This window comes from Loktanella sp. DSM 29012, assembly GCF_900110705.1.
In the GTDB taxonomy this organism is placed as follows: Bacteria; Pseudomonadota; Alphaproteobacteria; order Rhodobacterales; family Rhodobacteraceae; genus Loktanella; species Loktanella gaetbuli.
This window is the reverse complement of record NZ_FOEJ01000007.1, coordinates 61999-84219: the sequence shown is the minus strand read 5'-3', so window position 1 is coordinate 84219 and position 22221 is coordinate 61999. Positions and strand designations below refer to the sequence as shown.

Genomic DNA, 22221 nt, shown 5'->3' with positions numbered 1-22221 from the left:
AATCCTGAATGACGTGAACCCAGACAGGTCGAAACAGGATCTGCCACAGGAAAGCTGACATGCAGGCTTTTGAACAATTGCGCCGTGCCGGGCGCACCGAACTGCGCGCGGTCTACCGCGAAGCCTTGCCGCTGTGCTGGGTCGTCGGGCTTTTCAGCTTGGTCGTGAACATGCTGATGCTGGCCGGACCGATCTACATGCTGAACGTCTATGACCGCGTGTTGGGGTCGCGCAGTCTGGAAACCCTGGTCGCACTCACGATCCTGGTGGCATTCCTATATGCGATGATGGGGCTGCTTGATGTGATGCGCGGTCGGATCATGATGCGTCTGGCCGCGCTTTTTCAGACCCGGCTCGATCGCCGGGTCTTTGACGCCGTTTTGCAGGCGAACGCATCACAACCGGCATCTCTCCAAGGACAGGCAGGACTGCGCGACCTGGATGCCGTGCAAAGGTTGATCGCCTCTCCTGCCTTGCTGTCGGCGTTTGACCTACCGTGGATGCCCCTCTTTTTCCTCGGGATATTCGTCTTTCACCCGCTGCTGGGCAGCCTTGCACTGGCGGGATGCGCCGCTCTGATCGGTGTGGCGGTGATCAACCGCTGTGTGACGCGCGCGCCGCTTTCGACAGCGCAGGCCGCACGGCACGAGGCAGAAACCCAATGCGCATACATCCACAACGCCAGCCAGGTGATCCAGGCGATGGGCATGCGCGACGACAGTCACGCCCGGTGGCAGGCCGCGCGTGATCGGGCGCTGGATGCAGGCCTCATTGCCGCACAGACCAGCAGTACTTGTACCGGCGTGATCAAGACACTTCGCCTGTTCTTGCAATCGGCGATGCTGGGGCTGGGGGCATATCTCGTGCTGCGCGGTGAACTAACCCCTGGTGGGATGATCGCGGGGTCCATCCTGATGGCGCGCGCGCTCTTGCCTGTCGAACAGATCGTTGCGCAGTGGACCGTATTCCAACAGGGACGCGCGGCGTGGCAAAACCTGTCGGTCCTGCTGGGCGTCAATCCAGTGCCGCACAGACGCATGTGCTTGCCACCACCCCGCGCAGATGTGCTGGTCGATCAGATCACCGTTGTGCCGCCGGGTGCGCATCAGGCGGTGTTGCGCATGGTCAGTTTCGCAGTCGCACCAGGCCAGGCCGTCGGCGTCATCGGCGCTTCAGGCGCAGGCAAATCGGCGCTGGCGCGCGCATTGACGGGCGTTTGGCGACCGGCCGGTGGAACGATCCGGCTTGGTGACGCAGCATTGGACCAATACGATACCGACGTATTGGGTCGGCACATCGGGTATCTGCCACAGCAGGTGCAACTATGCGACGGCACCATCAGGGACAACATTGCCCGCATGTCGATGCAGCCGGACGATGCCGCCGTGGTCACAGCCGCCAGGAAGGCGGGGGCCCACGACATGATCCTGCGCCTGCCGGGTGGCTACGACACGCGCGTGGCGACCAGTGGGGGCAAGCTGTCGGGGGGGCAAATCCAGCGTATCGGTCTGGCGCGCGCGCTGTATGGCGCCCCGGTCCTGCTGGTTCTGGACGAACCCAACAGCAACCTTGACGATGACGGTTCTGCCGCGCTGAACATGGCCATTCGCTCAGCCAAGACCGCCGGCAAGGCTGTCTTCATCATGGCGCACCGGCCGGCGGCCATCCAGGAATGCGACCTGTTGCTCGTGCTCGAAGGCGGGGCATGCCGGGCGTTCGGCCCCAAGGATTCCGTGATGCGCAAGGTGCTGCACAACGCAAGGGACATCCAACCCCTGCCAGCCAAGGCCGCCGGAATACCATGACCAGGCACGTCACCGACCGCTGGTCCGCGCGTGGTCCGGTGATCACGGGTGGTTTGACTTTGTTGATGCTGCTGTGCGGCCTGGGGGGATGGGCCGTGCTGGCAAATATCAGCGGCGCGGTCATCAGTCCGGGGCAGGTCGAGGTCGACCGCAGCAGGCAGATCGTCCAGCACCCCGACGGCGGCATCGTTGACCGTATCCTCGTGGGCGAAGGCGAGGCGGTTCAGGCTGGTGATCTGTTGATTGCGCTGGACCATGACGAGTTGGCCGGTGCGCTGGCGGCGGTCGACGCACAGATATTGGACATGCGCGCGCAGCAGGCCCGGCTTGTGGCGGAACGCGACGGCGACAGCGCCGTCCAGTTTACCCATGACCTGCGATCATCGGGCGGCGCGGCACAAGATATCATCGACGGACAACGCAGGCTCTTTGCGGCCAGGATCGACACGATCCGCAGCAAGACCGCACAACTCACCCGGCAACGCCAACAACTCGCAGCGCAGGTTTTGGGTCTGGACGCGCAACAGGCCGCGCTGACCACGCAACTCGACCTGATTGCCAGTGCTTTGACCGACCAGCAATCGCTGCTGAATCGCGGATTGGCGCAGGCCAGCATGGTCATGGCGCTGCAACGCGAACAGGCAGAACTGGCAGGACGCTTGGGACAGGTGATGGCCGAAACCGCACGGGCCGCCGAACGGATGACGGAAATCGACATTCAGATTGCTGGCCTCACCATAACGCGCCGCGAAGAGGCGATCACAAATCTGCGCAATCTGCGCGCCAGCATGCTGGACCTTGCCGAACACCGCAGGCTGCTGCAAACCCGTGTGGACCGTCTGGCAATCCGCGCGCCGGTGTCCGGCGTGGTCTATGGGCTGCGTGTCCATGCACCCCGGTCGGTGATCCAGCCAGCAGATCCCCTGATGTATCTGGTGCCGCAGGACCGACCGCGCATCATCACCGTCCGGGTAAGGGTCGGGGACGTCGAACAGCTGTTTCCGGGCCAGCAGGCGACGGTGCGATTTCCCGCATTCGACCAGCGCCGCACGCCTGAACTGTCCGCACAGGTGACCCAGATCAGCGCCGATGCCTTTGAGGATGCACAATCAGGCATGCCATTCTTTCGCGCAGAGGTTGTATTGAATCCTGGTGAAATCGAACGCCTGCCCCCTGGCCTGATACTGATCCCCGGCATGCCGGTCGAGGTTTTCGTGCGGACCGCCGGACGATCCCCGCTGTCCTATCTGATCAAGCCGCTGTCGGACTATTTCGCCCGGGCCTTCCGCGAGTCGTGATTGCCCTTTGCGCCCTGCCCGCGTAGCGTCGACCCAAACCCGACAGGAGCGCGCGCACATGAGCAAGATCGAAGAAAAACTGGCCCAGATGGACGTCACCCTTCCGGACGCTCCGGCCCCGGCGGCAAATTATGTGCCCTATGTCGTCACCGGCAACATGGTCTATGTGTCTGGCCAGATCTCCCAGGGGCCGCAGGGCAACATGCTGGGCAAACTGGGTGAAACCGCATCCGTCGAGGATGGTGTCGCCGCGGCGCGCGCCTGTGCAATCAGCCTTTTGGCGCAGCTCAAGGCGGCATGCGGCGGTGACATCGACCGGCTGGTCCGCGTGATCAAGCTGACCGGGTTCGTCAATTCGACCAGCGGATTTACCGACCAACCCAAAGTCATCAACGGTGCCTCTGATTTTCTGGTCGCAGCCTTGGGTGACAAGGGACGGCACGCGCGGTCGGCTGTCTCTGCCGCGTCACTCCCCCTTGGAGTCATGGTCGAGATCGAAGCGATCTTTGAAATCGCGTGATGCTGCCATCGTCCTTTCTCGCGCGGCCCATCGCGCACCGCGCCTATCATGACGCAGGCAAAGGCCGCGCTGAAAACGCCTTGTCATCCGTCGCTGCTGCCGTGGAAGAAGGCTATGGAATCGAGGTCGATCTGCAATACGCCTCTGACGGGGTGCCTGTCGTGTTTCACGACTACGACCTACGGCGCATGACGATCGAAATGGGGCCGATCGCACAGCGCAGCAGTGCGCAGCTGGCCCAAATTCCGCTGATGGGCGACGGCGGCACGATCCCGACGCTGCAACAGCTGCTAGAGGTAGTGGCTGGCCGGGTGCCGCTGCTGCTGGAAATCAAGGATCAGGACGGCGGCCTGGGCCCCAATACCGGACCCATCGGCCGGGCCGTCGCTGCGCTGCTGGAACATTACGCCGGCGACGTGGCCGTCATGTCGTTCAATCCTCACCATGTTGCGGAAATGGCCCGTGTCGCTCCCGATGTGCCGCGTGGGTTGACGACCGGTGGCTTTGACATCGCAGGCTGGCCCACCATCCCGCAGCCGACTCTTGAACGGCTGTCGGGCATTCCCGACTACGATCATGTGGGGGCCAGCTTCATCAGCCATGACCGCACGGAACTGGATCACCCACAGGTGGCAGACCTCAAATCCCGCGGGGCGCAGGTGCTGACATGGACGATCAAATCGCCCGAACAAGAGGCAGAAGCCCGCAAAATCGCGGACAACATCACATTCGAGGGCTACCCGGCTTGACGCCGTGGGCCTGCCGCCCACGTTGCACCCCATGACAGAACCCGCCATTGAACTGACCGCCCTGCCATCGCTGGACGGCATAGACGCCGCCGACTGGGATGCCTGCGCCGCCCCCGGTGGCGACCGCCCCGTTGACCCGTTTACGACCTACCGGTTCCTGCGCGCGCTGGAGGATTCAGGTTCGGTTGGCGGCCGATCCGGCTGGCAACCGCGTTATCTGGTTGCCAAGTCCGAAGGTCAGGTGATCGCGGTCTGCCCTCTCTACGCCAAAGGACATTCACAGGGCGAATACATGTTTGATCACAACTGGGCCCACGCCTATGAAAACGCAGGTGGTGCTTATTACCCCAAGTTGCAGATTGCCGTGCCGTTCACGCCAGCCACCGGGCGGCGTTTCCTGACCCGGCCAGGCCATGAGGTCGTTGGCATGGCCGCACTTGTCCAGGGGGCAGTGCAGATCGCGGCCGACAACGACCTGTCGTCGGTCCACGCCACATTCTGCACCGAAGCCGAGGCGCTGGCAGGGGCTGAAATGGGACTGCTGCACCGGATCGGCCAGCAATTTCATTGGGTGAACAATGGTTATACCGATTTCGATGCCTTTCTGAACGACCTGTCCAGCCGCAAACGCAAGAACATCCGCAAGGAACGCGCCACCGCGCAAGGTTTTGGTGGACGGATCGTGCAACTGACCGGTGACGCGATCCAACCGCACCATTGGGACGCCTTCTGGCGGTTCTATCAGGACACCGGCAACCGCAAATGGGGCACGCCCTATCTGACGCGGGCATTCTTTGACCACGCGCAGAACAGCCTGCGCGACGACATGCTGCTGGTGCTGGCGCTGGACGGGGACCGCCCTGTTGCGGGCGCGCTGAATTTCATCGGGCGCAATACGCTGTTCGGCCGCTATTGGGGCAGCACCGAATACCACCCTGCCCTGCATTTCGAGCTGTGCTATTATCAGGCCATCGATTTCGCGATCGCACAGGGCATGGAGCGGGTCGAGGCCGGTGCGCAGGGCGAACACAAGCTTGCCCGGGGATATCTGCCAGTCCCCACCCATTCGCTGCACTGGATCGGTGATCCGGGTTTCCGCGACGCCATCGCCCGCTATGTCCAAGCCGAGAAACGCGCCGTCGACGAAGAAATCGAGGTGCTGACCAGCTACGGCCCCTTCCGCCGCGAAAACCGAGAGGAACAACAATGACCGACAAACTGACAGGCAGCGACCGTGATGATGCCCTTGCGCCACTGCTGGCGAACGGATGGACCGCTCAGGACGACCGTGACGCCATTCACAAGGAATTCGTGTTCAAGAATTTCGTTCAGGCCTTTGGCTGGATGACGCAAGCGGCGATCCACGCCGAAAAACTCAATCACCACCCCGAATGGTCAAATGTCTATAAAACCGTCCAGGTGACGTTGACGACGCATGATGCAGATGGTTTGTCGCCGCTCGACGCAAAATTGGCGAAAATCATGGACGATCTGGCGAGGACTGCATGAACGATCTCTTGACGACCCCCATTCTGAACGGCAAATCGCTCGCCGATTTGTTGACGCTCGAATTCCTCGTGTCGATCCTTGGAAACGTATTGTCGGCCATCTTGATCCTGATGATCGGCTTTGTGATCGCAGGCTGGCTGAGCCGCCGTATTTCCAACATGGGGCAGCGCAACGCGCATCTTGACGAAACGCTGTTCACCTTTCTCAGCAACATCGTGCGCTATGTCATCATCGGATTTGCGCTGCTGTTCGTCCTCAACACGTTCGGCGTTCAGACAACCAGTGTCGTAGCTGTCATCGGTGCGGCCGGTCTGGCCATTGGTCTGGCCCTCCAAGGCACGCTGTCGAATGTTGCCGCCGGGGTCATGATCGTGTTCTTTCGGCCGATCAAACTGGGCGATTTCGTCGATATCGGCGGGCAGATGGGCACGGTGAAATCCATCAACCTCAACTTCATCGAGTTGGCCAGCATCGGGAACGTGCAGATCATCGTCCCCAACTCCGAGGTTTGGGGCAACATCATCACGAACTATTCGGTCTATCCGCAGCGACGCGCCGAATGGACGATCGGTGTCGCCTATGGCGCGGATCTGGCCGTCGCAGAAAGGGCGATCATCGACACGATCATGGCCGACCCCAGGTCCCTGTCAGATCCTGAACCCTTCATTCAGGTCACCAACATGAACGCCAGTTCCGTCGATTTCCTGGTGCGTGTCTGGTGCGAACGCACTGAATATTTCCAATATCAGGCCGACATGACCCGCGCGGTCAAAGAGGCGCTGGACAAGGCGGGCGTCGAAATCCCATTCCCGACCCGCACGCTTGTGATGCAAAACGCGGAATGACATGATCCTGCGCCGGGACATCCCCGGCGCAGCAAACGTAGCATTCAGCCCATCTGGTCCAGCAGGTTTTCGCCGCCGGAAATATCGCACTGACCGGGTCCGGGTTCCTCGTTCAGGATCGTGACGACCCCGTTATCGACCAGCATCGCATAACGCCTGGACCGGTCAATGAAACCCACAGGCGGGGCCGTGAAATTCATGCCGATGGCCTTGGTAAATGCCGCCTCGACATCGCCCAGCATCGTGATGCCCGCATCGATGGCACCCGTCGCTTCGCCCCAGGCCTGCATGACGAATGGATCATTGACCGACAGACAGATGATTTCCTCGACGCCCTTGTCACGCAGTTGCGGGGCGGTGCGGATGAAACTGGGCACATGCGCCGTCGTGCAGGTGCCCGTATAGGCCCCCGGCAAACCAAAGATGACAACCTTGCGGCCCTTGATCTTGTCGTGAATGTCCACGCCAGTCGGTCCGTCCGGCCCCATGGTCAGAACGGTTGCGTTTGGCAGGCTGTCGCCAGTGGTGATGGTCATGATCGCTCCTTGCGAATTGCGTCTGTACCTCAGACATATAAGGTGCGACGCAGCAGAACCAGAGGACGGGACGCATGCGTAGAATTGTCATCATCGGCGGCGGTCAGGCTGCATCGGCGTTGATTGCAAAGCTTGTCGCCGAAAAATCCGATGACCGGATCACACTTGTCTGTGCCGAACCACGTCTGCCCTATCAGCGCCCGCCATTGTCCAAGGCCTATCTGCTGGGCGAGATGGCCGAGGACCGTCTCTATTTTCGCCCTGCCGCCTGGTATGATGAACACGGTGTCGACGTACGGTTGAACAGCCGCGCCGACAGCATCGACAAGGCAGCAAAAACCGTCACGCTGGATGGCGGCGAGGTGCTGGCCTACGACGAACTGGTGTTGACCACCGGTGCCCATCCCCGCACCCTGCCCGCCAGTATCGGTGGGACGCTCGGCAATGTCTTTGCCGTGCGCGATCTGGACGATGCGGACGCGATGGAACCCGCTTTTGTCGCGGGTGCGCGCGCGCTGATCGTCGGTGGCGGCTATATCGGGCTCGAGGCGGCAGCCGTCGCGGCCAAGCGCGGTGTCAGCGTAACACTGGTCGAGGCGGCGGACCGCATCCTGCAACGGGTCGCTGCGCCGGAAACGTCCGATTTCTTTCGTGACCTCCATCGCAGACACGGCGTGGATATCCGCGAGGGCGTCGGCCTGACCGCGCTGACCGGGGACGATGTCGTCACCGGGGCAACCCTGTCCGACGGCACGACGTTGGACATTGATTTCGCGATCGTCGGCGTCGGCATTGCGCCTGCGACCGCATTGGCCGAAGGCGCGGGCCTTGTGATCGACAACGGGATTTCCACTGACGCCCACGGCCGCACCTCTGACCCGCATATCTGGGCGGCGGGCGATTGTGCCTCTGCCCCCTGTGGCGACGGACGCGTGCGGATCGAAAGCGTCGGCAACGCCATCGATCAGGCTGAAATCGTGGCCCACAACCTGCTGGGCCGTCCCGTGACCTATACGCCCAAGCCGTGGTTCTGGTCGGATCAATACGATGTGAAACTCCAGATTGCGGGACTGAACACTGGCTATACCGATCTGCATGTGCGCGACGTAGATGGCGCGCGGTCGCATTGGTACTACCGTGGCGAAACCCTGCTGGCGATCGACAGCCTGTCCGACACCCGCGCCTATATGGTGGGCAAACGCCTGATCGAGGCGGGCAAAAGTCCTGCCCCTTCCGTCGTCACTGACGCGGACACCGACCTTAAGGCTTTGTTACGCGCATGAGGATTGTCGCTGGTCTGCACCGTGGCACCCAACTGGCTGACGTCGGTGGCGGCGATCCGGCGGCACATCTGCGACCCACGTCCGACCGCGTCCGCGAAAGCCTGTTCAACGTGCTGGACGGTGGCCGCTTCGGTAGCCCAGTGCGCGGCGGGCGCGTGCTGGATCTATTCGCCGGCACCGGTGCGCTGGGGCTAGAGGCGCTGTCGCGCGGCGCGCAACATGCAACCTTTGTCGATAATGGTGCGGCGGCAGGGCGGTTGTTGCAGGCCAACATTGCAAAGCTGAAGCGCCGCGCTGACACCGTGATCATCAAGGCAGATGCCACGGCGATCCCGATGGCCCACACGGCATGTAACCTGATTTTCGTCGACCCGCCCTACGGTCAGGGCCTTGGACTACAGGCCATTCTGGCCAGCCAAGAGGGCGGCTGGATCGCCGCAGGTGCCCTGATCGTGTTGGAGGAATCAACCGCTCAGATGGCCCCAAAGGGATACAAACGGCTGGACCAACGCCAATACGGCAGCACCTGGATCACCCTGCTGGAGGCACCATGACCGATCTGGTGATTTTCGACTGCGACGGGGTGCTGGTCGATACCGAACCCACCACCAACCGGATCATGTCCGACAGTTTCGCACGCTATGGTCTGCATATTTCACCGGCCGAGGTGCACGCCCTGTTTGCCGGTGGCACCATGCGCGGTGCGGCAAGCGAGGCAATCCAGCGCGGCGCGCAACTGCCCGACACCTGGCTGGACGAGATCCACGCCGAAATCCGGGCAGCACTGCAGGACGGCCCACCCGTCATTCCCGGTGTCGTCGATCTGCTGGACCTGCTGAACGCCGCCGGTATCGCAACCGCCGTGGCCTCGAACGGTCCGATGTCCAAGATGGAGGTCAGCCTTGACCCCTCTGGTCTGTGGGACCGTTTCCGCGGGCGCATCTACACCGGTCATGACCATCGCCCCAAACCTGACCCGGCCATGCTGCATCACGCGATGCAGGTGGCGGGCACAGATGAGGGCGGAACGATATTCATCGACGACATGCCCGCGGGCTGGCGGGCGGCGCAGGCTGCGGATCTCTGCTGTTACGCCTATGTCGCCGATGGTGGCCCTGCCCGCGCCACAGGTTATGCCGCCCAGCCCATCACGGACATGATGCAGGTCGCACGCGACCTGGGCCTGACGGGCTAACGCCCCGCCAAGACTGTCAGCGGGGCGCGCGCAATCACGATGTGCAGATCAGTTCAGGTTGGCGGCCACAGCAGCCTCTGCCGCCTGAACAAGGGAAGTTCCGTCCAGCCCACGTGCATCCATATCCGCGATCCAGTCTGCACGAACTTCTTGGCCCAATGCCTTGATCGCGTCGGTTTCCACCTCTGACAAGACAGCGATCTGGTTTCCGCCGTCCTCCATCAGGTCACGCCCTTCGGAATCGCCGGTGTCATGGGCACCGCCCGCCCATTCGGCGGCCATCTTGCCTGAATTGGCGTCGATGACGGCCTTCAGGTCATCGGGTAGTGCCGCATAGACGTCCTTGTTCATCGCCCAGACGAAAAACAGGTTATACAGCGCGCGGTCGCCTGCGACATCGGTGTGGCTGTCGGTCAGTTCATCCAGTTTCAGCGACGGCGACATTTCCCAGGTGATCACACCACCATCCACGACCCCGCGCGACAGCGCCTCTGGGAATGCGGGAACAGGCATGCCGACGGGTGTGGCCCCCAGCTTTTCCAGCAGCAGCGTTGCAGGGCGCGACGGGCCGCGCACGACCTTGCCGCGCAGATCATCGACCGTTTCGGGCGCTGGACCTTTCAGGTGGATGATGCCGGGGCCATGCATGTGGGTGGTTATCACATGCACATCGGCAAAATCGTCCATCAGATAGTCTTGGGTGAAATCCCATGCGGCACGCGACGCCTCTGCGCCCAGCTTGCTGGTCATGAACGGCAGTTCCAGCGCCTCCGCCTCGGGGAACCGACCCGGCTCGTAGCCCGGAATGACCCAGCCACCGTCGATGGCACCGTCCCGGATCAAGTCGTACTGCGACGCGGCAGACCCGCCCAACTGCATGAAGGGATAAAGTTCGACCTTGATCCGGCCGCCCGATTGTTCCTCGATCGCGTCGGCCCAAGGCTGCATGAAATAGGTCGGGTTCGCCGAGGCAGGCGAGACGAAATGCTGGAAACGCAACGTGACCTCTTGGGTCAGTGCAGCAGTGGGCAAGGTCAGACAGGCCGCGACAGCGGCAAGCAGTGAACGGTGCATAGCGTGCATCCTCATGTCAATTTTGGGGGGATATCACCGCTAGTGACGCATTTGATATGGGTCAGATGCGATCCGTTCGCAAGTGCGCCGGACAAATTTATCCACTGATGCGCCGTGACAGGGTGATATGACCCAGCGCCAGCAGCCCCAGCAATCCGCCGGTCACCCCCAGCGCCATCAGTCCACCCAGCGCGATGGCCCCCGACCCTACGGCCGATCCCAATGCCGCCCCGATGTAGATTGCCGCAGCATTGAGCGCGAGAAGAACCGGTGCCGCCTGGATACGCAAAGCGATGATCCGCATCTGCTGTCCCGCCAGGAACGACCACCCCGTTGCGGACCAGACAGCGACCAGCAGCGCCAGCACAATCCCCGGCAGAGGCAAGAGCGAGAAAAGCGGCAGCAGGGCAATCTGCGCGATGCACAGGATCGTCAGCGTCCGCGTCGGACCGATGCGGTCGGCCATCCAGCCGCCCATCAGGTTGCCCAGCACAGCGCCCACACCAAACATCAGCAACAGCGCCGTGATCCCGTCACGCCCGTAACCCATCCCGTTTTCCATCAGGGGGGCGAAATAGGTATAGACGACATAAACCGCCGCCAGAAAGGTCGCGGTAAACGTGACCGCCAGCATCATCGGTCCGTTGCGCAGAATCGCACCCAATTCGCGCAGCGAAACCGGCTGAAAATTCAATCCGCGCGGCACGATCCGCCACAGCAGCGGCAGCATCGCCAGCGCCAGCACCGCAACGATCAGCATCGCGGCGCGCCAGCCAAAGGTATAGGCGATGAAACTGCCGGCAGGCACGCCCAGCACCTGCGCCAAGGTCAGACCGAACACCACCCAGGCCAGGGTCTTGCCCTGCGTTTGTGGTGTGGACAGGCGGGCTGCGACCGATGCACTTACGGGGGTGAACATGCCAGCGCCCGCCGCCGCAACAATGCGCGTGAGATGAAGTGTGAATTCGGTCGGCGCGACAGCCGATGCCACATGCGCCAGGGCAAAGATTGCCATTGCGATCGTCAGGATGCGCCTGCGCCCGATGCGCCCCGTGGCCGACACCAGCAAGGGCGAGAGCACGGCATAGGACAAGGCATAGGTGGTCATCAACCATCCGGTGCGACCCGGCGAAATACCAAAGCTGTCGCCCACAGGGACCAGCATCCCGATCAGGACAAAAGCACCCATGCCGATGGCGAAATTTGCAACACTCAGGACACCGATCAGACGGCGGCCCGCGCCGGCCTCGGTCACTCTGGCATCGTCGGGTGGAACCGTCCTGCAGGCGACAGCGTGAAAATCTCGCACCCCTGCGCGGTGATCCCGATGGAATGTTCGAACTGCGCCGACAGGGACTTGTCGCGCGTCACGGCCGTCCAGTCATCCGCGAGGATCTTGGTTTCCGGTCGGCCGAGGTTGATCATCGGCTCGATGGTGAAAAACATGCCTTCTTCCAGCACGGCACCCGTTCCGGGACGACCGTAATGCAGCACGTTGGGCGGCGCATGAAATACCCGGCCCAACCCGTGACCGCAAAAATCGCGCACAACGGACATGCGCTGCTTTTCCGCATAGGTCTGGATGGCGTGGCCGATATCGCCAAATGTGTTGCCTGGCTTGGCCGCCTCGATCCCCAGCATCAGGCAATCGTGCGTCACCTGCACCAGACGTTCGGCCTTGCGGCTCATCTTGCCGGCCCAATACATGCGCGAACAGTCACCGAACCAACCGTCGACAATCACGGTCACATCAATGTTCAGGATATCGCCGTCCTTGAGCACCTTGTCACCGGGAATACCGTGGCAGACCACGTGGTTCACGCTGATGCAGCTGGCGTGCTGATAGCCGCGATACCCGATGGTGGCAGAGGTCGCACCAGCAGCTGTGACCCAATCGGTGATCAGTTGGTCAATCACGCCAGTTGTCTGACCGACGAACACATGTTCCGCGATATCGTCAAGGATCGTTGCAGCCAGCCGCCCGGCCTTTTCCATACCTGCGAAATCGGATGGTTCGTACAGACGGATACCGTCCTTTGTCACACTCTGCGAAGAGGTCGTCACGTCGTCACCTATCATTGCCTGCGATGCCACATAGGACGTTTTATCCCTGCATGCCACCCCGGCCCAGCGGCAGCACGCGGCCCAGCGCGATCCCGTCGCGGTCCATTGTCGCATCCATGACAATGACCTCGACCCCTGCGGCAACCGCCGCATCAAAGGCCGCGCCGTAAACCGGGTCGATATCGCGGGCCACGTCAAAGGCGTCGCAGTCGGTGCGATTGACCAGAAAAAACACCGCCGCGCGGTCACCCGCCGCGACCCGGTCCGCCAGATCCGCCATGTGCCGCGCACCGCGCGCCGTGGCCGTGTCCGGAAATTCGGCGAGGCCGGGCGTCCGGCAGATCGTGGCGCTCTTGACCTCCAGCCACAGGTCCGGGCCATCCCCCGTCAGCAGGAAATCAACACGTGAATTGGTCGCATATTTCACCTCTGACCGGATGTCGGTGTAGCCTGTCAGTCCCGGCACGTGGCCCGCGCGCAACCCTTCGCCCACCACGCGATTGGCCTGCGCCGTATCCACGCAGACCAGCGCACCAGCATCATTGACCAGCCGCCATGCGTATTTCAGCTTGCGCTTGGGGTCGTCATTGGTTTCCAGCCAGACCTGCATGCCCGGTTCGGCCAGCCCCGTCATCTTGCCGGGGTTTGCGACATGCGCCGTCACCTCGGTTCCGTCATCCAGCGTGACATCCGCCAGAAAACGTTTGTAGCGGCGGATCAGCGTGGCGGGGATCAACGGTCTGGCAAAGTTCATGTCGGCAGTTATACCGGGACAAAACGGAGTTTAGAATGACCAATCCCACAGCGGCGATGCTTGTCATCGGTGATGAAATCCTGTCGGGCCGCACCCGCGACAGCAACATGAACCATCTGGCCAAGGTGCTGACCGAGGCCGGGATCGACCTGTGCGAGGCCCGTGTCGTCAGTGACGAACAGCCCGCCATCGTGGCGGCGGTACAGGCGCTCTCTGCAACCTACGATCACGTCTTTACGTCCGGCGGGATCGGGCCGACCCACGACGACATCACCGCCGATGCGGTGGCCGCAGCATTCGATGTGCCGATCGACGTACGCGACGATGCCCGCGCATTGCTACAGGCGCATTATGACCGCGCCGGGACCACGCTGAACGATGCGCGCCTGCGCATGGCCCGTATTCCCGACGGTGCCACCCTGATCGACAACCCCGTCAGCACGGCACCAGGATTCACGCTGGGCAACGTCAACGTGATGGCAGGTGTGCCGGCGGTGTTCGAGGCAATGGTCGCCAGCGTCGTGTCCAAACTGGCCCATGGTGCGCCCCTGTTGTCACAAAGCTGGCGCGTCATGCGCGGCGAAGGCGATGTCGCGGCCCCGTTGGCGCAGGTCGCTCAGGATTTCCCCGAATTGTCACTGGGCAGCTATCCGTTCCAAAAAGACGGCGTCTATGGCACCAATCTGGTGGTACGCGGTCGCGATGCATCACGGGTCGATGCGGCCATGGCGCAATTGCAGGCGCTGTTTCCCGCATGACTAATTGGGGCGCGGTGATAAATGCGACCTGGCCCGCCGCCCGGACGCAGCAGGTTGGTCCGTGGATCATCCGTCAGGGCAACGGCGGCGGAAACCGCGTGAGTGCTGCGACAGCCATCCGACCTGTCACCAGCGAGGACCTGCCACTGGCCGAAACCGCGATGCGCGATCTGGGCCAGGAGGTCGTTTTCAGCATCCGGCCCGGTGACGACAGCGCCGACGCCACGCTGGCGGACGCTGGCTATGCCATGCGCGATGAAACAATCATCTACGCCTGCCCTGCCGCCGACCTTGCGACCCCGAAACCGCCCCCTGTCTGCGCCTTTACCGTCTGGCCACCCCTGGCGGTGCAATGCGATATCTGGGCCCAGGGTGGTGTCGGCCCTGCCCGCCTTGCGGTGATGGACCGGGTGATGGGGCCGAAAACGACGATTCTTGGCCGCATCGACGACCGCCCGGCTGCCACCTTGTTCGTGGCGATCCATGACGGTGTGGCCATGTTGCACGCGCTGGAGGTCAGCAAGTCCCACCGGCGCAAAGGGTTGGCCGCGACCCTGACCCGTGCCGCCGCAATCTGGGGGCAGGCCCATGGCGCATCAACCTTTGCGCTGCTCACCACGGTTGCGAACGCAGGCGCGAATGCGCTGTATCAGGGGTTGGGGATGACAGAGGTCGGGCGCTATCATTATCGGGCACAGCCAAAGGACAGATCATGACCAACCCGCCGACCGCCCTAGACCTGCCGATGGTCGACCCGCTGCCCGATGCCACGCAGGCCTATTTCGACATCTGCCAGGACAAACTGGGAATGGTGCCCAATGTCCTGCGTGCCTATGCCTTTGACATCGAAAAACTGAACGCCTTTACCGCCCTGTACAACGATCTGATGCTGGCACAGTCCGACCTGACGAAGCTGGAACGCGAAATGATCGCGGTCGTCGTCAGTTCCGTGAACAAGTGCTACTATTGTCTGACGGCCCATGGTGCCGCCGTGCGGCAATTGTCCGGCAACCCGGCCTTGGGCGAAATGATGGTCATGAACTGGCGTGCCGCTGATCTGGACACCCGCCAGACAGCCATGCTGCGGTTCGCCGAAAAGCTGACCGAAACGCCGTCCCGGATCGAGGAAACCGACCGGCAGGCCTTGCGCGACGCAGGGTTCAGCGACCGTGCCATCTGGGACATCGCCAGCGTGGCCGCGTTTTTCAACATGTCCAACCGCGTCGCGTCGGCCACCGAAATGGTGCCCAACGCCGAATATCACGCGCAGGCCAGATGAAGACGCTCACGCTCTGTCTTGGGCTGATCGCAGGCCCGCTGGCCGCGCAGGATCTGGCGCTTCCCGGCAACGCCTCTCTGACATACGATGCACAAGATACCGACGTACGCTATCTGCTGCCGACGGGGCCTTGGGTGGATGGTGTCCTGCCCAGCCGCCCCTTCGAGGGGGCACAGCAGATCGAGGTCTGGCGGATCGACGCACCGGGACTCGATACCTTGCCGATCTTGCGCAGCCTGCGCGATCAATTGATCAACGCGGGTTTCGACGTGATCCATGAATGCGCCGATGCGGATTGCGGGGGCTTCGATTTCCGATTTGCGATCCCCGTGACGCCGCCGCCCCAGATGCAGGTCGATCTGGGAGCCTTTCGCCACTTGTCCGCCGTGAACGGCGAGAGTGCCGTCAGCCTGCTGGTCAGTCACACGCCGCAGGCGGGATTTGTCCAGATCACCCGGATTGCACCTACATCGGATGACCTGCCGACCATCACGACCGAGGCACCGACCCTGCGCGCCACCGCCGTGAATGGAGATCTTGGTGAAAAACTGATGGTGCAGGGGCGGGCTGTTCTGGACGGCGTCACATTCGCGACGGGGGCGACCGCCCTTGCAGGCGGTGACGCCACTGCACTGAGGGCGCTGGCCGACTTTATGGCAGACAACCCGGATCTGGCGATCAGCATCGTCGGCCACACCGACGCCGAAGGCGCGCTGGAAGGCAATATCGCGATTTCGCGCAGCCGTGCCGCCGCTGTCGTGGAACGGCTGGTCGCCGATTACGGCGTGCCGCGCGCCCAACTGACACCCGCTGGCATGGGCTACCTGTCACCGGTGGCCAGCAACCTGACAGACGACGGTCGCCGTGCGAACCGCCGGGTTGAGGCCGTGGTCACCGGAACCCGTTGATTACCAGGATTCAGGGCCTTTTTCCGCAAAGGCATTCACAAGAAAATCAATGAATGCACGCACCTTTGGCTGTGTGAAACGACCGGGCGGATAGACCGCATAGATGCCTTGGGTTTCGACCGGCAGATCGGGGATCGCCTCTTCGACCAAACCTTTGCGCATGGCATCGGCATAAAGAAAGCTGGGCAGATAGGCGATGCCCAAGCCGCCGACGCAGGCGTTCAGCAGCGACTGCCCGTCGTTCACGGTCAGCCAGCCCGCCGTTCGGACCTGCCGCTTTTCACCCGATGGCGCTGTCAGTTTCCAGACTGCGGAATTGGCGGCATTGGAATAATGCAGCAACTTATGATCGTTCAAATCGTCGATCTTTTCGGGTCGGCCGTATTGTTCGAAATAGGCCGGCGAGGCGATCATCCGGCGGCTGGTTTCCGTCAGCTTGCGCGCGCGCAGGGTGCTGTCCTCCAGTTCACCGATGCGGATCGCCATGTCGAACCCTTCGGAAATCAGTTCGACGTAGCGGTTGTTCAGCACCATGTTCACGGTGATATCGCTGAATTCGGACAGGAATTCACCCAGGACCGGTGACAGGTGGTTCACCCCGAAATCAGTGGCGACCGAAATCCGCAGTAGGCCCGACGGGGCGGATTGCATGGATGTGACCAACGCGTCCGCCTCGCCTGCGTCATTCAGCACCCGACGGGCGCGGTCATAATAGGCCAGGCCGATTTCTGTCGGACTGACCCTGCGGGTCGTGCGATTCAAGAGCCGGGCCCCCAAACGCGCCTCGAGTGACGAGACGTGCTTTGACACGGCGGATTTAGAGATTCCCATCTTCTTGGCGGCGTCGGTAAAGCCACCCTGATCCACGACCGTGGCAAAGGCTTCCATCTCTGTAAGGCGATCCATGTCCGGTCCTAACACTGTTTACTGTTGGACCGTTCTTGCCTGTCAAATCGGGCGGGATTGGGTCACGCGCCTGACAATACCGCGATTTATCAGCGACTGGCCTCTGTTTGGAAACGCCCCGCGACCGGGTACGCCATGGCAATGGCGCGGGCAATTTCCCTACCTATCCGCGCACTGCCCAGCGCGGAGGGATGCACCAGATCACGCGCATACAGATCCAGATTTGCCGGGTCGATCGCATCCTTGGCATCAACGAAAACAATGCGCGGGTCGCCCTGGGCCAGGGCGGCCAATCGGGTCGACAGTGCGGCCAATTCGTCCGCGCAATCCGCCAGCGGACCACCGGCAACGGATGTGCCGTAATATCCCAGCACCACGACGCGCGGCCCCTGATCTGCGATATCCCGCACAAAGCGTGGCATGGCCCCGGTCTGCCCGTCTGCGGAAATCAACGAGTCCAGCGTGAAATCGCAGCCATCACAGCCGCAGTCGCGCGACAGGTCGTTGGCACCACCGTTCACGATGACCCAATCCCAATCGCCTGCGCGGTACTGAGCGGGGATCGCGGTCAGAAAACGCGCCCCCGGAACCGACCGGTTCGCGACCCCACGGTCCAGCGCGGCAGCCGCAACACGCGGAATGTCCTGCCCCGACAGCCGGTTCCACGACAGCACTGAATCGCCCACCGCCGTGATCGTGACAGGCCCCGTCTGCGGCGGCGCACAGCCAGCCAACAGCGCGCATACGACGCTGGCGACTGCCCGCATCACAGCGTTGCAGCCAGCCGGGTGCCCTGATCGATGGCCCGCTTGGCATCCAGTTCGGCCGCGACATCCGCCCCGCCGATCACGTGATGTGTCAGGCCGCGCGCGGCCAGATCAGCGGCCAGCGCGTTCTCCGGCACCTGACCGGCACAAAGCACGATGGTATCGGCGGGTATCACGCGCGGGTTTTCGCGGGCAGCACCTTCGCTGACGTGCAATCCTTCGGCGTCGATGCGTTCGTAATTCACGCCACCGACCATCTGCACCTGTTTCATCTGAAGCCCGGCCCGGTGAATCCAGCCTGTCGTCTTGCCCAGCCCCTTGCCCAGCTTTTGCGCCTTGCGCTGCAACAATGTGACCTGCCGCGCGGGCGCATGGGGCTGCGGTCCGGCAGGTGCCAGACCACCGCGATGATCGCCGGGATCGGTGACGCCCCATTCCTTCATCCAGTCGGGCAGATCGGTTGTCGGGCTCTGATCCGTGACCAGCGTTTCGGCCAAGTCGAACCCGATCCCGCCCGCACCGATGATGGCGACGCGCTGGCCGACCTCTGCCTTGCCGCGCAGCACGTCGATATAGGACAGCACGTTCGGGCCGTCCTGACCGGGAATCTGCGGATCGCGGGGGGCCACACCCGTCGCAACGATCACCGCGTCATAGCCGGTCAGATCGTCGGCACCGACCCGCGCACCCAGTTTCAGGGTGATGCCCGCAGCAGCGACCGCGGCGCGATACCAATCGACGAGGCCCCAGAATTCCTCTTTGCCCGGCACCTGTTTGGCCATGTTGAGCTGGCCACCGATTTCATGCGCATCATCAAAGATCGTGACAGCGTGGCCGCGTTCCGCCGCTGTCAACGCCGCCGACAGGCCCGCAGGACCAGCGCCGACCACGGCGATGGATTTCGACTGCGCCGCCGGAGTGACCAGCAGTTCGGTTTCATGGCAGGCCCGCGGGTTCACCAGACAGGACGAAAGTTTCCCGCCAAAGGTGTGATCCAGGCAAGCCTGATTGCAGGCAATGCAGGGTGCGATCAGATCGGCCTGCCCTGCCTGTGCCTTGGCCACGAAATCGGGATCGGCCAGAAACGGGCGCGCCATGCTGACCATGTCGGCGCAGCCTTCGGCCAACACGTCTTCGGCGACCTGTGGCGTGTTGATCCGGTTCGAGGTGATCAGCGGGATACCCACCTGCCCCATCAGTTTCTTTGTCACCCAGGCAAAGGCCCGGCGTGGGACCGACGTCGCAATCGTGGGAATCCGCGCTTCGTGCCAGCCGATACCGGTGTTGATGATCGACGCCCCCGCTGCCTCGATGGCCTGCGCCAGTTGCACGACCTCGGCGTAGGTGGACCCTTCGGGGACCAGATCAATCATCGACAACCGGTAGATCACGATGAAATCGGGGCCCACTGCCTTGCGTACGCGGCGCACGACCTCGACCGGCAGGCGCATCCGGTTCTCATACGACCCGCCCCAGCGGTCGGTGCGGTGGTTGGTGTGTTTCACCAGGAACTGGTTGAGGAAATAACCCTCTGATCCCATCACCTCGACGCCGTCATAACCTGCCTGTCTGGCGCGGCTGGCGGCCGTCACCATGTCGCTGATCTGCTTTTCGATGCCGGCCTCGTCCAACGCTGTGGGCACAAAGGGTGAAATCGGTGATTTGATGGCCGAAGGGGCGACGCAATCCTTGGAATAGGCATAGCGACCCGCGTGCAGGATCTGCATCGCGATCTTGCCGCCTGCATCGTGCACGCGGTCGGTGACGATGCGGTGATTGGCGATGTCAGCATCACTGAACAGGCCAGCCGCTCCCGGAAACACGCCGCCTTCCTTGTTCGGGGCCATGCCGCCGGTCACCATCAGGCCGACGCCGCCACGCGCACGCGCCGCGTAAAATTCGGCGACTCGGTTCCAGTCACGGGTTTCTTCCAGCCCGGTGTGCATGGACCCCATCAACACGCGATTTTTCAGCGTCGTATGGCCCAGGTCGAGAGGCGACAAAAGGTTGGGATAAGTCGTCATTGGCGGGTTCCTCCGGTTTGGAGCTACATTACCTGCCCGATGTTCTGCGTCACCCCCAACGCCGCGTCAGTACATCAGTTCCCTGCGGTTTCCACGCAGTGCCGCCGAAACGCGCGTTTGAGCATGTCCAATTCATCGCGCAACAGGTCGAGTTCCGCGCGAATGTCGTTCGAGAGCGCCTCGCCCCCCATGAATGCGAAACTCGCCAGTGTGTCACCGGTATCGCGCGTGCTGATCACAAAGGTCTGCACGCCATCGCCCAACCGATCGGCCGGCACCGGAACCTCGACCAGCCATTTGCCGTCCTCCAGCCGGTTCAGCGTCGGTGCGGGCAACGCCTCTGCCCCCTGCGACACGATCAGGGCGGGTGGCGCGTCACCCGTGACCCCCGTCAATTCGCCCTGCCACAGACCGGCGATCATCCGCAGCTTGATCAGTTTCAGTTCCGACATGACGGTCGCTCCTTACAGTTCGGCGCGCGGATAACGACACAAGGTGACATCGCGCAGGGTGATCTGGTTCATCTCGGCCCCTTCGAAAATCAAGTCCAGCCAGGCTGCCTCGATCCGCCGTTCATTGATGTCGCTATAGGCCAGATCGAATTCGACGACCATTTCGCCATCCGCATTCCTGATCTCTTGCACCATCTGTTCGGTGTTCGGACCGTGGCGGACATTCAACCGCGCAAAGATTTCCAGCGGCTGTTCCAATTCCACATTCAGGGTCAACCGGATGATGTGCCGTTTCAATAGCCCGTCGATCGCCTCTGCGGGCAGGTCCAGCACGAGACTGAGGAAACTGCCGTCAAACCTGAAAACATCCAGTCGCAGGCCATAGGGCGCCATGTCACTGGTGCGCGTATTGCGGATCTGGCGAAGCGTCAGTTCACTGATGTCGCAGTCATGAAACACCGTCAGATGATCACCCAGGCTCGCACGGTTGCCCACCGCGGCAATTCCCATTTCCGGCAACGGACCGCGCCAGGCGCGCGGTCGCCAGGACCAAAGGGTGCCACCGGGTCTGACAAACGCGTTTGTGCCGACACGCGGCAAGGCCAGTCGACTGTTGGCAACGAAATTCAGTTCAGACAGGCGCGTCATCAACTGGCTCGCCATCAGGCGCTGCTGATGCAGCTTGTCCAGGTCGGCCGTTTCAGCCGCGCGGGCCAGCCGGGTCCAGCGTCGCAGGCTCCACCGATGCAAGAGCCGTCCGATTGCCTGTTTGCCGAATCCCACCCAACGCTCCTTTAGTCTGCTGGGCCGAACTGCGCATGTCCGGCCATGGGACGATCTGCACGACTATTTCCAAAATGGAAACAATGCCAAGTCATCACGTCGTCGATTGTTGCACGCTATTGGCCGCCCGCAACTGCTGTAAGATCTGGTCCAGCACTTCGCGCGACTGAACTTGCGTCAACGGAGCCTGGGTCAGGCCGCGCACCGTGATGGTCACGACACGCCCGCTCAGGTCGGTGAACAATCGCCAGCTTTCGGGTTGGCTACCGACGATATCGGGGGGGGCCGTGTCGCGCGTGTAGACAGTCACGGCATTGGTCGCGGCACCCGTGCTCAGCACGTCGACTGGCCCGCCGATGTCGGACACCCCCAGCAAGGTTGCCCCCTGCTGTGTTTCCAGAAAGGCGCGAAAGGCGGGTTCGGACCCCGCGACAAGCGCGCTGTTCGCATCGCCGACCTGAACGGTGATCAGCGCCATCCGGTCCGGCAGGGGCCTGTCCGATGCCGCATTGATCGCGGCACAGGCCGCGAGGAATGCGAACCCGCGCTGCGGGCGCGTCACTTGCGGATCAATGCAGTAGCCCTGCGGCGCCGCAACGACGATGCCCCCGGTCAGACGCAAGGTCGTCGCGTCCGGCCCGGTCACTGTCCCCGGCAGGGCGCAAGCCGCGAGTGCGGCCAGTGCCACCGCCAGGATCGATCCGCGCAACAT

At 62.6% G+C, this 22221-nt stretch carries 25 protein-coding genes; 14 read left to right on the top strand and 11 right to left on the bottom strand.

Annotated elements, in window-relative coordinates; all coding sequences use genetic code 11:
- Positions 1–59: 59 nt before the first annotated feature.
- Genes BMX27_RS14895 through BMX27_RS14865 form a run of 7 tightly spaced genes read left to right on the top strand, consistent with a single transcriptional unit; the run spans position 60 to position 6726 of the window.
- Positions 60–1805 carry a type I secretion system permease/ATPase gene (locus BMX27_RS14895; protein ID WP_090160884.1) on the top strand — a complete coding sequence of 582 codons (1746 nt, stop codon included), beginning with the start codon at positions 60–62 and terminating at the stop codon, positions 1803–1805.
- The gene (locus BMX27_RS14890) at positions 1802–3103 is read left to right on the top strand and encodes an HlyD family type I secretion periplasmic adaptor subunit (protein ID WP_090160882.1); all 1302 of its coding nucleotides are present in this window, start codon (positions 1802–1804) and stop codon (positions 3101–3103) included. Before BMX27_RS14895 ends, BMX27_RS14890 begins: the two co-directional genes overlap by 4 nt.
- Before the next feature lie 58 nt (positions 3104–3161).
- Entirely contained in the window at positions 3162–3623 is a 462-nt protein-coding gene (locus BMX27_RS14885) for a RidA family protein (RefSeq protein ID WP_090160880.1), read from the top strand.
- On the top strand, positions 3623–4372 hold the full coding sequence (locus BMX27_RS14880; RefSeq protein WP_090160878.1) for a glycerophosphodiester phosphodiesterase family protein: 750 nt from the start codon (positions 3623–3625) through the stop codon (positions 4370–4372). The genes BMX27_RS14885 and BMX27_RS14880 overlap by 1 nt, the downstream gene beginning before the upstream one ends.
- A 31-nt stretch (positions 4373–4403) precedes the next feature.
- Positions 4404–5582 carry a GNAT family N-acetyltransferase gene (locus tag BMX27_RS14875; RefSeq protein ID WP_090160876.1) on the top strand — a complete coding sequence of 393 codons (1179 nt, stop codon included), beginning with the start codon at positions 4404–4406 and terminating at the stop codon, positions 5580–5582.
- Positions 5579–5881 carry a 4a-hydroxytetrahydrobiopterin dehydratase gene (locus BMX27_RS14870; RefSeq protein WP_090160874.1) on the top strand — a complete coding sequence of 101 codons (303 nt, stop codon included), beginning with the start codon at positions 5579–5581 and terminating at the stop codon, positions 5879–5881. Before BMX27_RS14875 ends, BMX27_RS14870 begins: the two co-directional genes overlap by 4 nt.
- The gene (locus BMX27_RS14865; RefSeq protein WP_090160872.1) at positions 5878–6726 is read left to right on the top strand and encodes a mechanosensitive ion channel family protein; all 849 of its coding nucleotides are present in this window, start codon (positions 5878–5880) and stop codon (positions 6724–6726) included. The genes BMX27_RS14870 and BMX27_RS14865 overlap by 4 nt, the downstream gene beginning before the upstream one ends.
- A gap of 44 nt (positions 6727–6770) precedes the next feature.
- Here BMX27_RS14865 and BMX27_RS14860 read toward each other — a convergent pair whose 3' ends face one another.
- Complete coding sequence (locus BMX27_RS14860; RefSeq protein WP_090160870.1) at positions 6771–7262, bottom strand: peroxiredoxin; 492 nt, start codon at positions 7260–7262, stop codon at positions 6771–6773.
- A gap of 74 nt (positions 7263–7336) precedes the next feature.
- On the opposite strand from BMX27_RS14860, the gene BMX27_RS14855 reads away from it, so the two are divergent.
- The 3 genes from BMX27_RS14855 to BMX27_RS14845 are packed head-to-tail and all read left to right on the top strand — an operon-like array spanning position 7337 to position 9740.
- Positions 7337–8545, top strand: coding sequence for an NAD(P)/FAD-dependent oxidoreductase (locus tag BMX27_RS14855; protein WP_090160868.1), 1209 nt, complete (start codon positions 7337–7339; stop codon positions 8543–8545).
- Positions 8542–9099, top strand: a complete 558-nt coding sequence (gene rsmD / locus BMX27_RS14850; RefSeq protein ID WP_090160866.1) for a 16S rRNA (guanine(966)-N(2))-methyltransferase RsmD — start codon at positions 8542–8544, stop codon at positions 9097–9099. Before BMX27_RS14855 ends, rsmD begins: the two co-directional genes overlap by 4 nt.
- The gene (locus BMX27_RS14845) at positions 9096–9740 is read left to right on the top strand and encodes an HAD family hydrolase (protein ID WP_090160864.1); all 645 of its coding nucleotides are present in this window, start codon (positions 9096–9098) and stop codon (positions 9738–9740) included. Before rsmD ends, BMX27_RS14845 begins: the two co-directional genes overlap by 4 nt.
- A gap of 48 nt (positions 9741–9788) precedes the next feature.
- Here BMX27_RS14845 and BMX27_RS14840 read toward each other — a convergent pair whose 3' ends face one another.
- From BMX27_RS14840 to sfsA, 4 genes are all read right to left on the bottom strand, one after another.
- Positions 9789–10814, bottom strand: coding sequence for a TRAP transporter substrate-binding protein (locus tag BMX27_RS14840; protein WP_256212582.1), 1026 nt, complete (start codon positions 10812–10814; stop codon positions 9789–9791).
- A gap of 97 nt (positions 10815–10911) precedes the next feature.
- Entirely contained in the window at positions 10912–12069 is a 1158-nt protein-coding gene (locus tag BMX27_RS14835) for an MFS transporter (RefSeq protein WP_090160860.1), read from the bottom strand.
- Positions 12066–12878, bottom strand: a complete 813-nt coding sequence (gene map, locus BMX27_RS14830) for a type I methionyl aminopeptidase (RefSeq protein WP_371260151.1) — start codon at positions 12876–12878, stop codon at positions 12066–12068. Before map ends, BMX27_RS14835 begins: the two co-directional genes overlap by 4 nt.
- A 40-nt stretch (positions 12879–12918) precedes the next feature.
- Positions 12919–13632 (bottom strand): DNA/RNA nuclease SfsA, encoded by a 714-nt coding sequence (gene sfsA, locus BMX27_RS14825; RefSeq protein ID WP_090160856.1) that lies wholly within the window; start codon positions 13630–13632, stop codon positions 12919–12921.
- Positions 13633–13667: 35 nt separating this feature from the next.
- Between sfsA and BMX27_RS14820 the strand changes: the two genes are divergently transcribed.
- The 4 genes from BMX27_RS14820 to BMX27_RS14805 are packed head-to-tail and all read left to right on the top strand — an operon-like array spanning position 13668 to position 16577.
- The gene (locus BMX27_RS14820; protein ID WP_090160854.1) at positions 13668–14390 is read left to right on the top strand and encodes a competence/damage-inducible protein A; all 723 of its coding nucleotides are present in this window, start codon (positions 13668–13670) and stop codon (positions 14388–14390) included.
- Complete coding sequence (locus tag BMX27_RS14815) at positions 14387–15106, top strand: GNAT family N-acetyltransferase (RefSeq protein WP_090160852.1); 720 nt, start codon at positions 14387–14389, stop codon at positions 15104–15106. The genes BMX27_RS14820 and BMX27_RS14815 overlap by 4 nt, the downstream gene beginning before the upstream one ends.
- Complete coding sequence (locus BMX27_RS14810; RefSeq protein WP_090160849.1) at positions 15103–15669, top strand: peroxidase-related enzyme; 567 nt, start codon at positions 15103–15105, stop codon at positions 15667–15669. The genes BMX27_RS14815 and BMX27_RS14810 overlap by 4 nt, the downstream gene beginning before the upstream one ends.
- Entirely contained in the window at positions 15666–16577 is a 912-nt protein-coding gene (locus BMX27_RS14805) for an OmpA family protein (RefSeq protein ID WP_090160847.1), read from the top strand. Before BMX27_RS14810 ends, BMX27_RS14805 begins: the two co-directional genes overlap by 4 nt.
- On the opposite strand, the gene BMX27_RS14800 is transcribed toward BMX27_RS14805, so the two are convergent.
- The 6 genes from BMX27_RS14800 to BMX27_RS14775 form a co-directional block, all read right to left on the bottom strand.
- Positions 16578–17483 carry a LysR family transcriptional regulator gene (locus BMX27_RS14800; protein WP_090160845.1) on the bottom strand — a complete coding sequence of 302 codons (906 nt, stop codon included), beginning with the start codon at positions 17481–17483 and terminating at the stop codon, positions 16578–16580.
- Positions 17484–17572: 89 nt separating this feature from the next.
- Positions 17573–18250 carry an SGNH/GDSL hydrolase family protein gene (locus BMX27_RS14795; RefSeq protein WP_090160843.1) on the bottom strand — a complete coding sequence of 226 codons (678 nt, stop codon included), beginning with the start codon at positions 18248–18250 and terminating at the stop codon, positions 17573–17575.
- Positions 18250–20274, bottom strand: coding sequence for an NADPH-dependent 2,4-dienoyl-CoA reductase (locus BMX27_RS14790; protein ID WP_090160841.1), 2025 nt, complete (start codon positions 20272–20274; stop codon positions 18250–18252). The genes BMX27_RS14795 and BMX27_RS14790 overlap by 1 nt, the downstream gene beginning before the upstream one ends.
- Positions 20275–20348: 74 nt before the next feature.
- Entirely contained in the window at positions 20349–20726 is a 378-nt protein-coding gene (locus tag BMX27_RS14785; RefSeq protein WP_090160839.1) for a hypothetical protein, read from the bottom strand.
- Between the two features lie 12 nt (positions 20727–20738).
- Positions 20739–21509, bottom strand: a complete 771-nt coding sequence (locus BMX27_RS14780; protein ID WP_090160837.1) for a DUF6478 family protein — start codon at positions 21507–21509, stop codon at positions 20739–20741.
- A gap of 94 nt (positions 21510–21603) precedes the next feature.
- On the bottom strand, positions 21604–22221 hold the full coding sequence (locus BMX27_RS14775; RefSeq protein ID WP_090160835.1) for a hypothetical protein: 618 nt from the start codon (positions 22219–22221) through the stop codon (positions 21604–21606).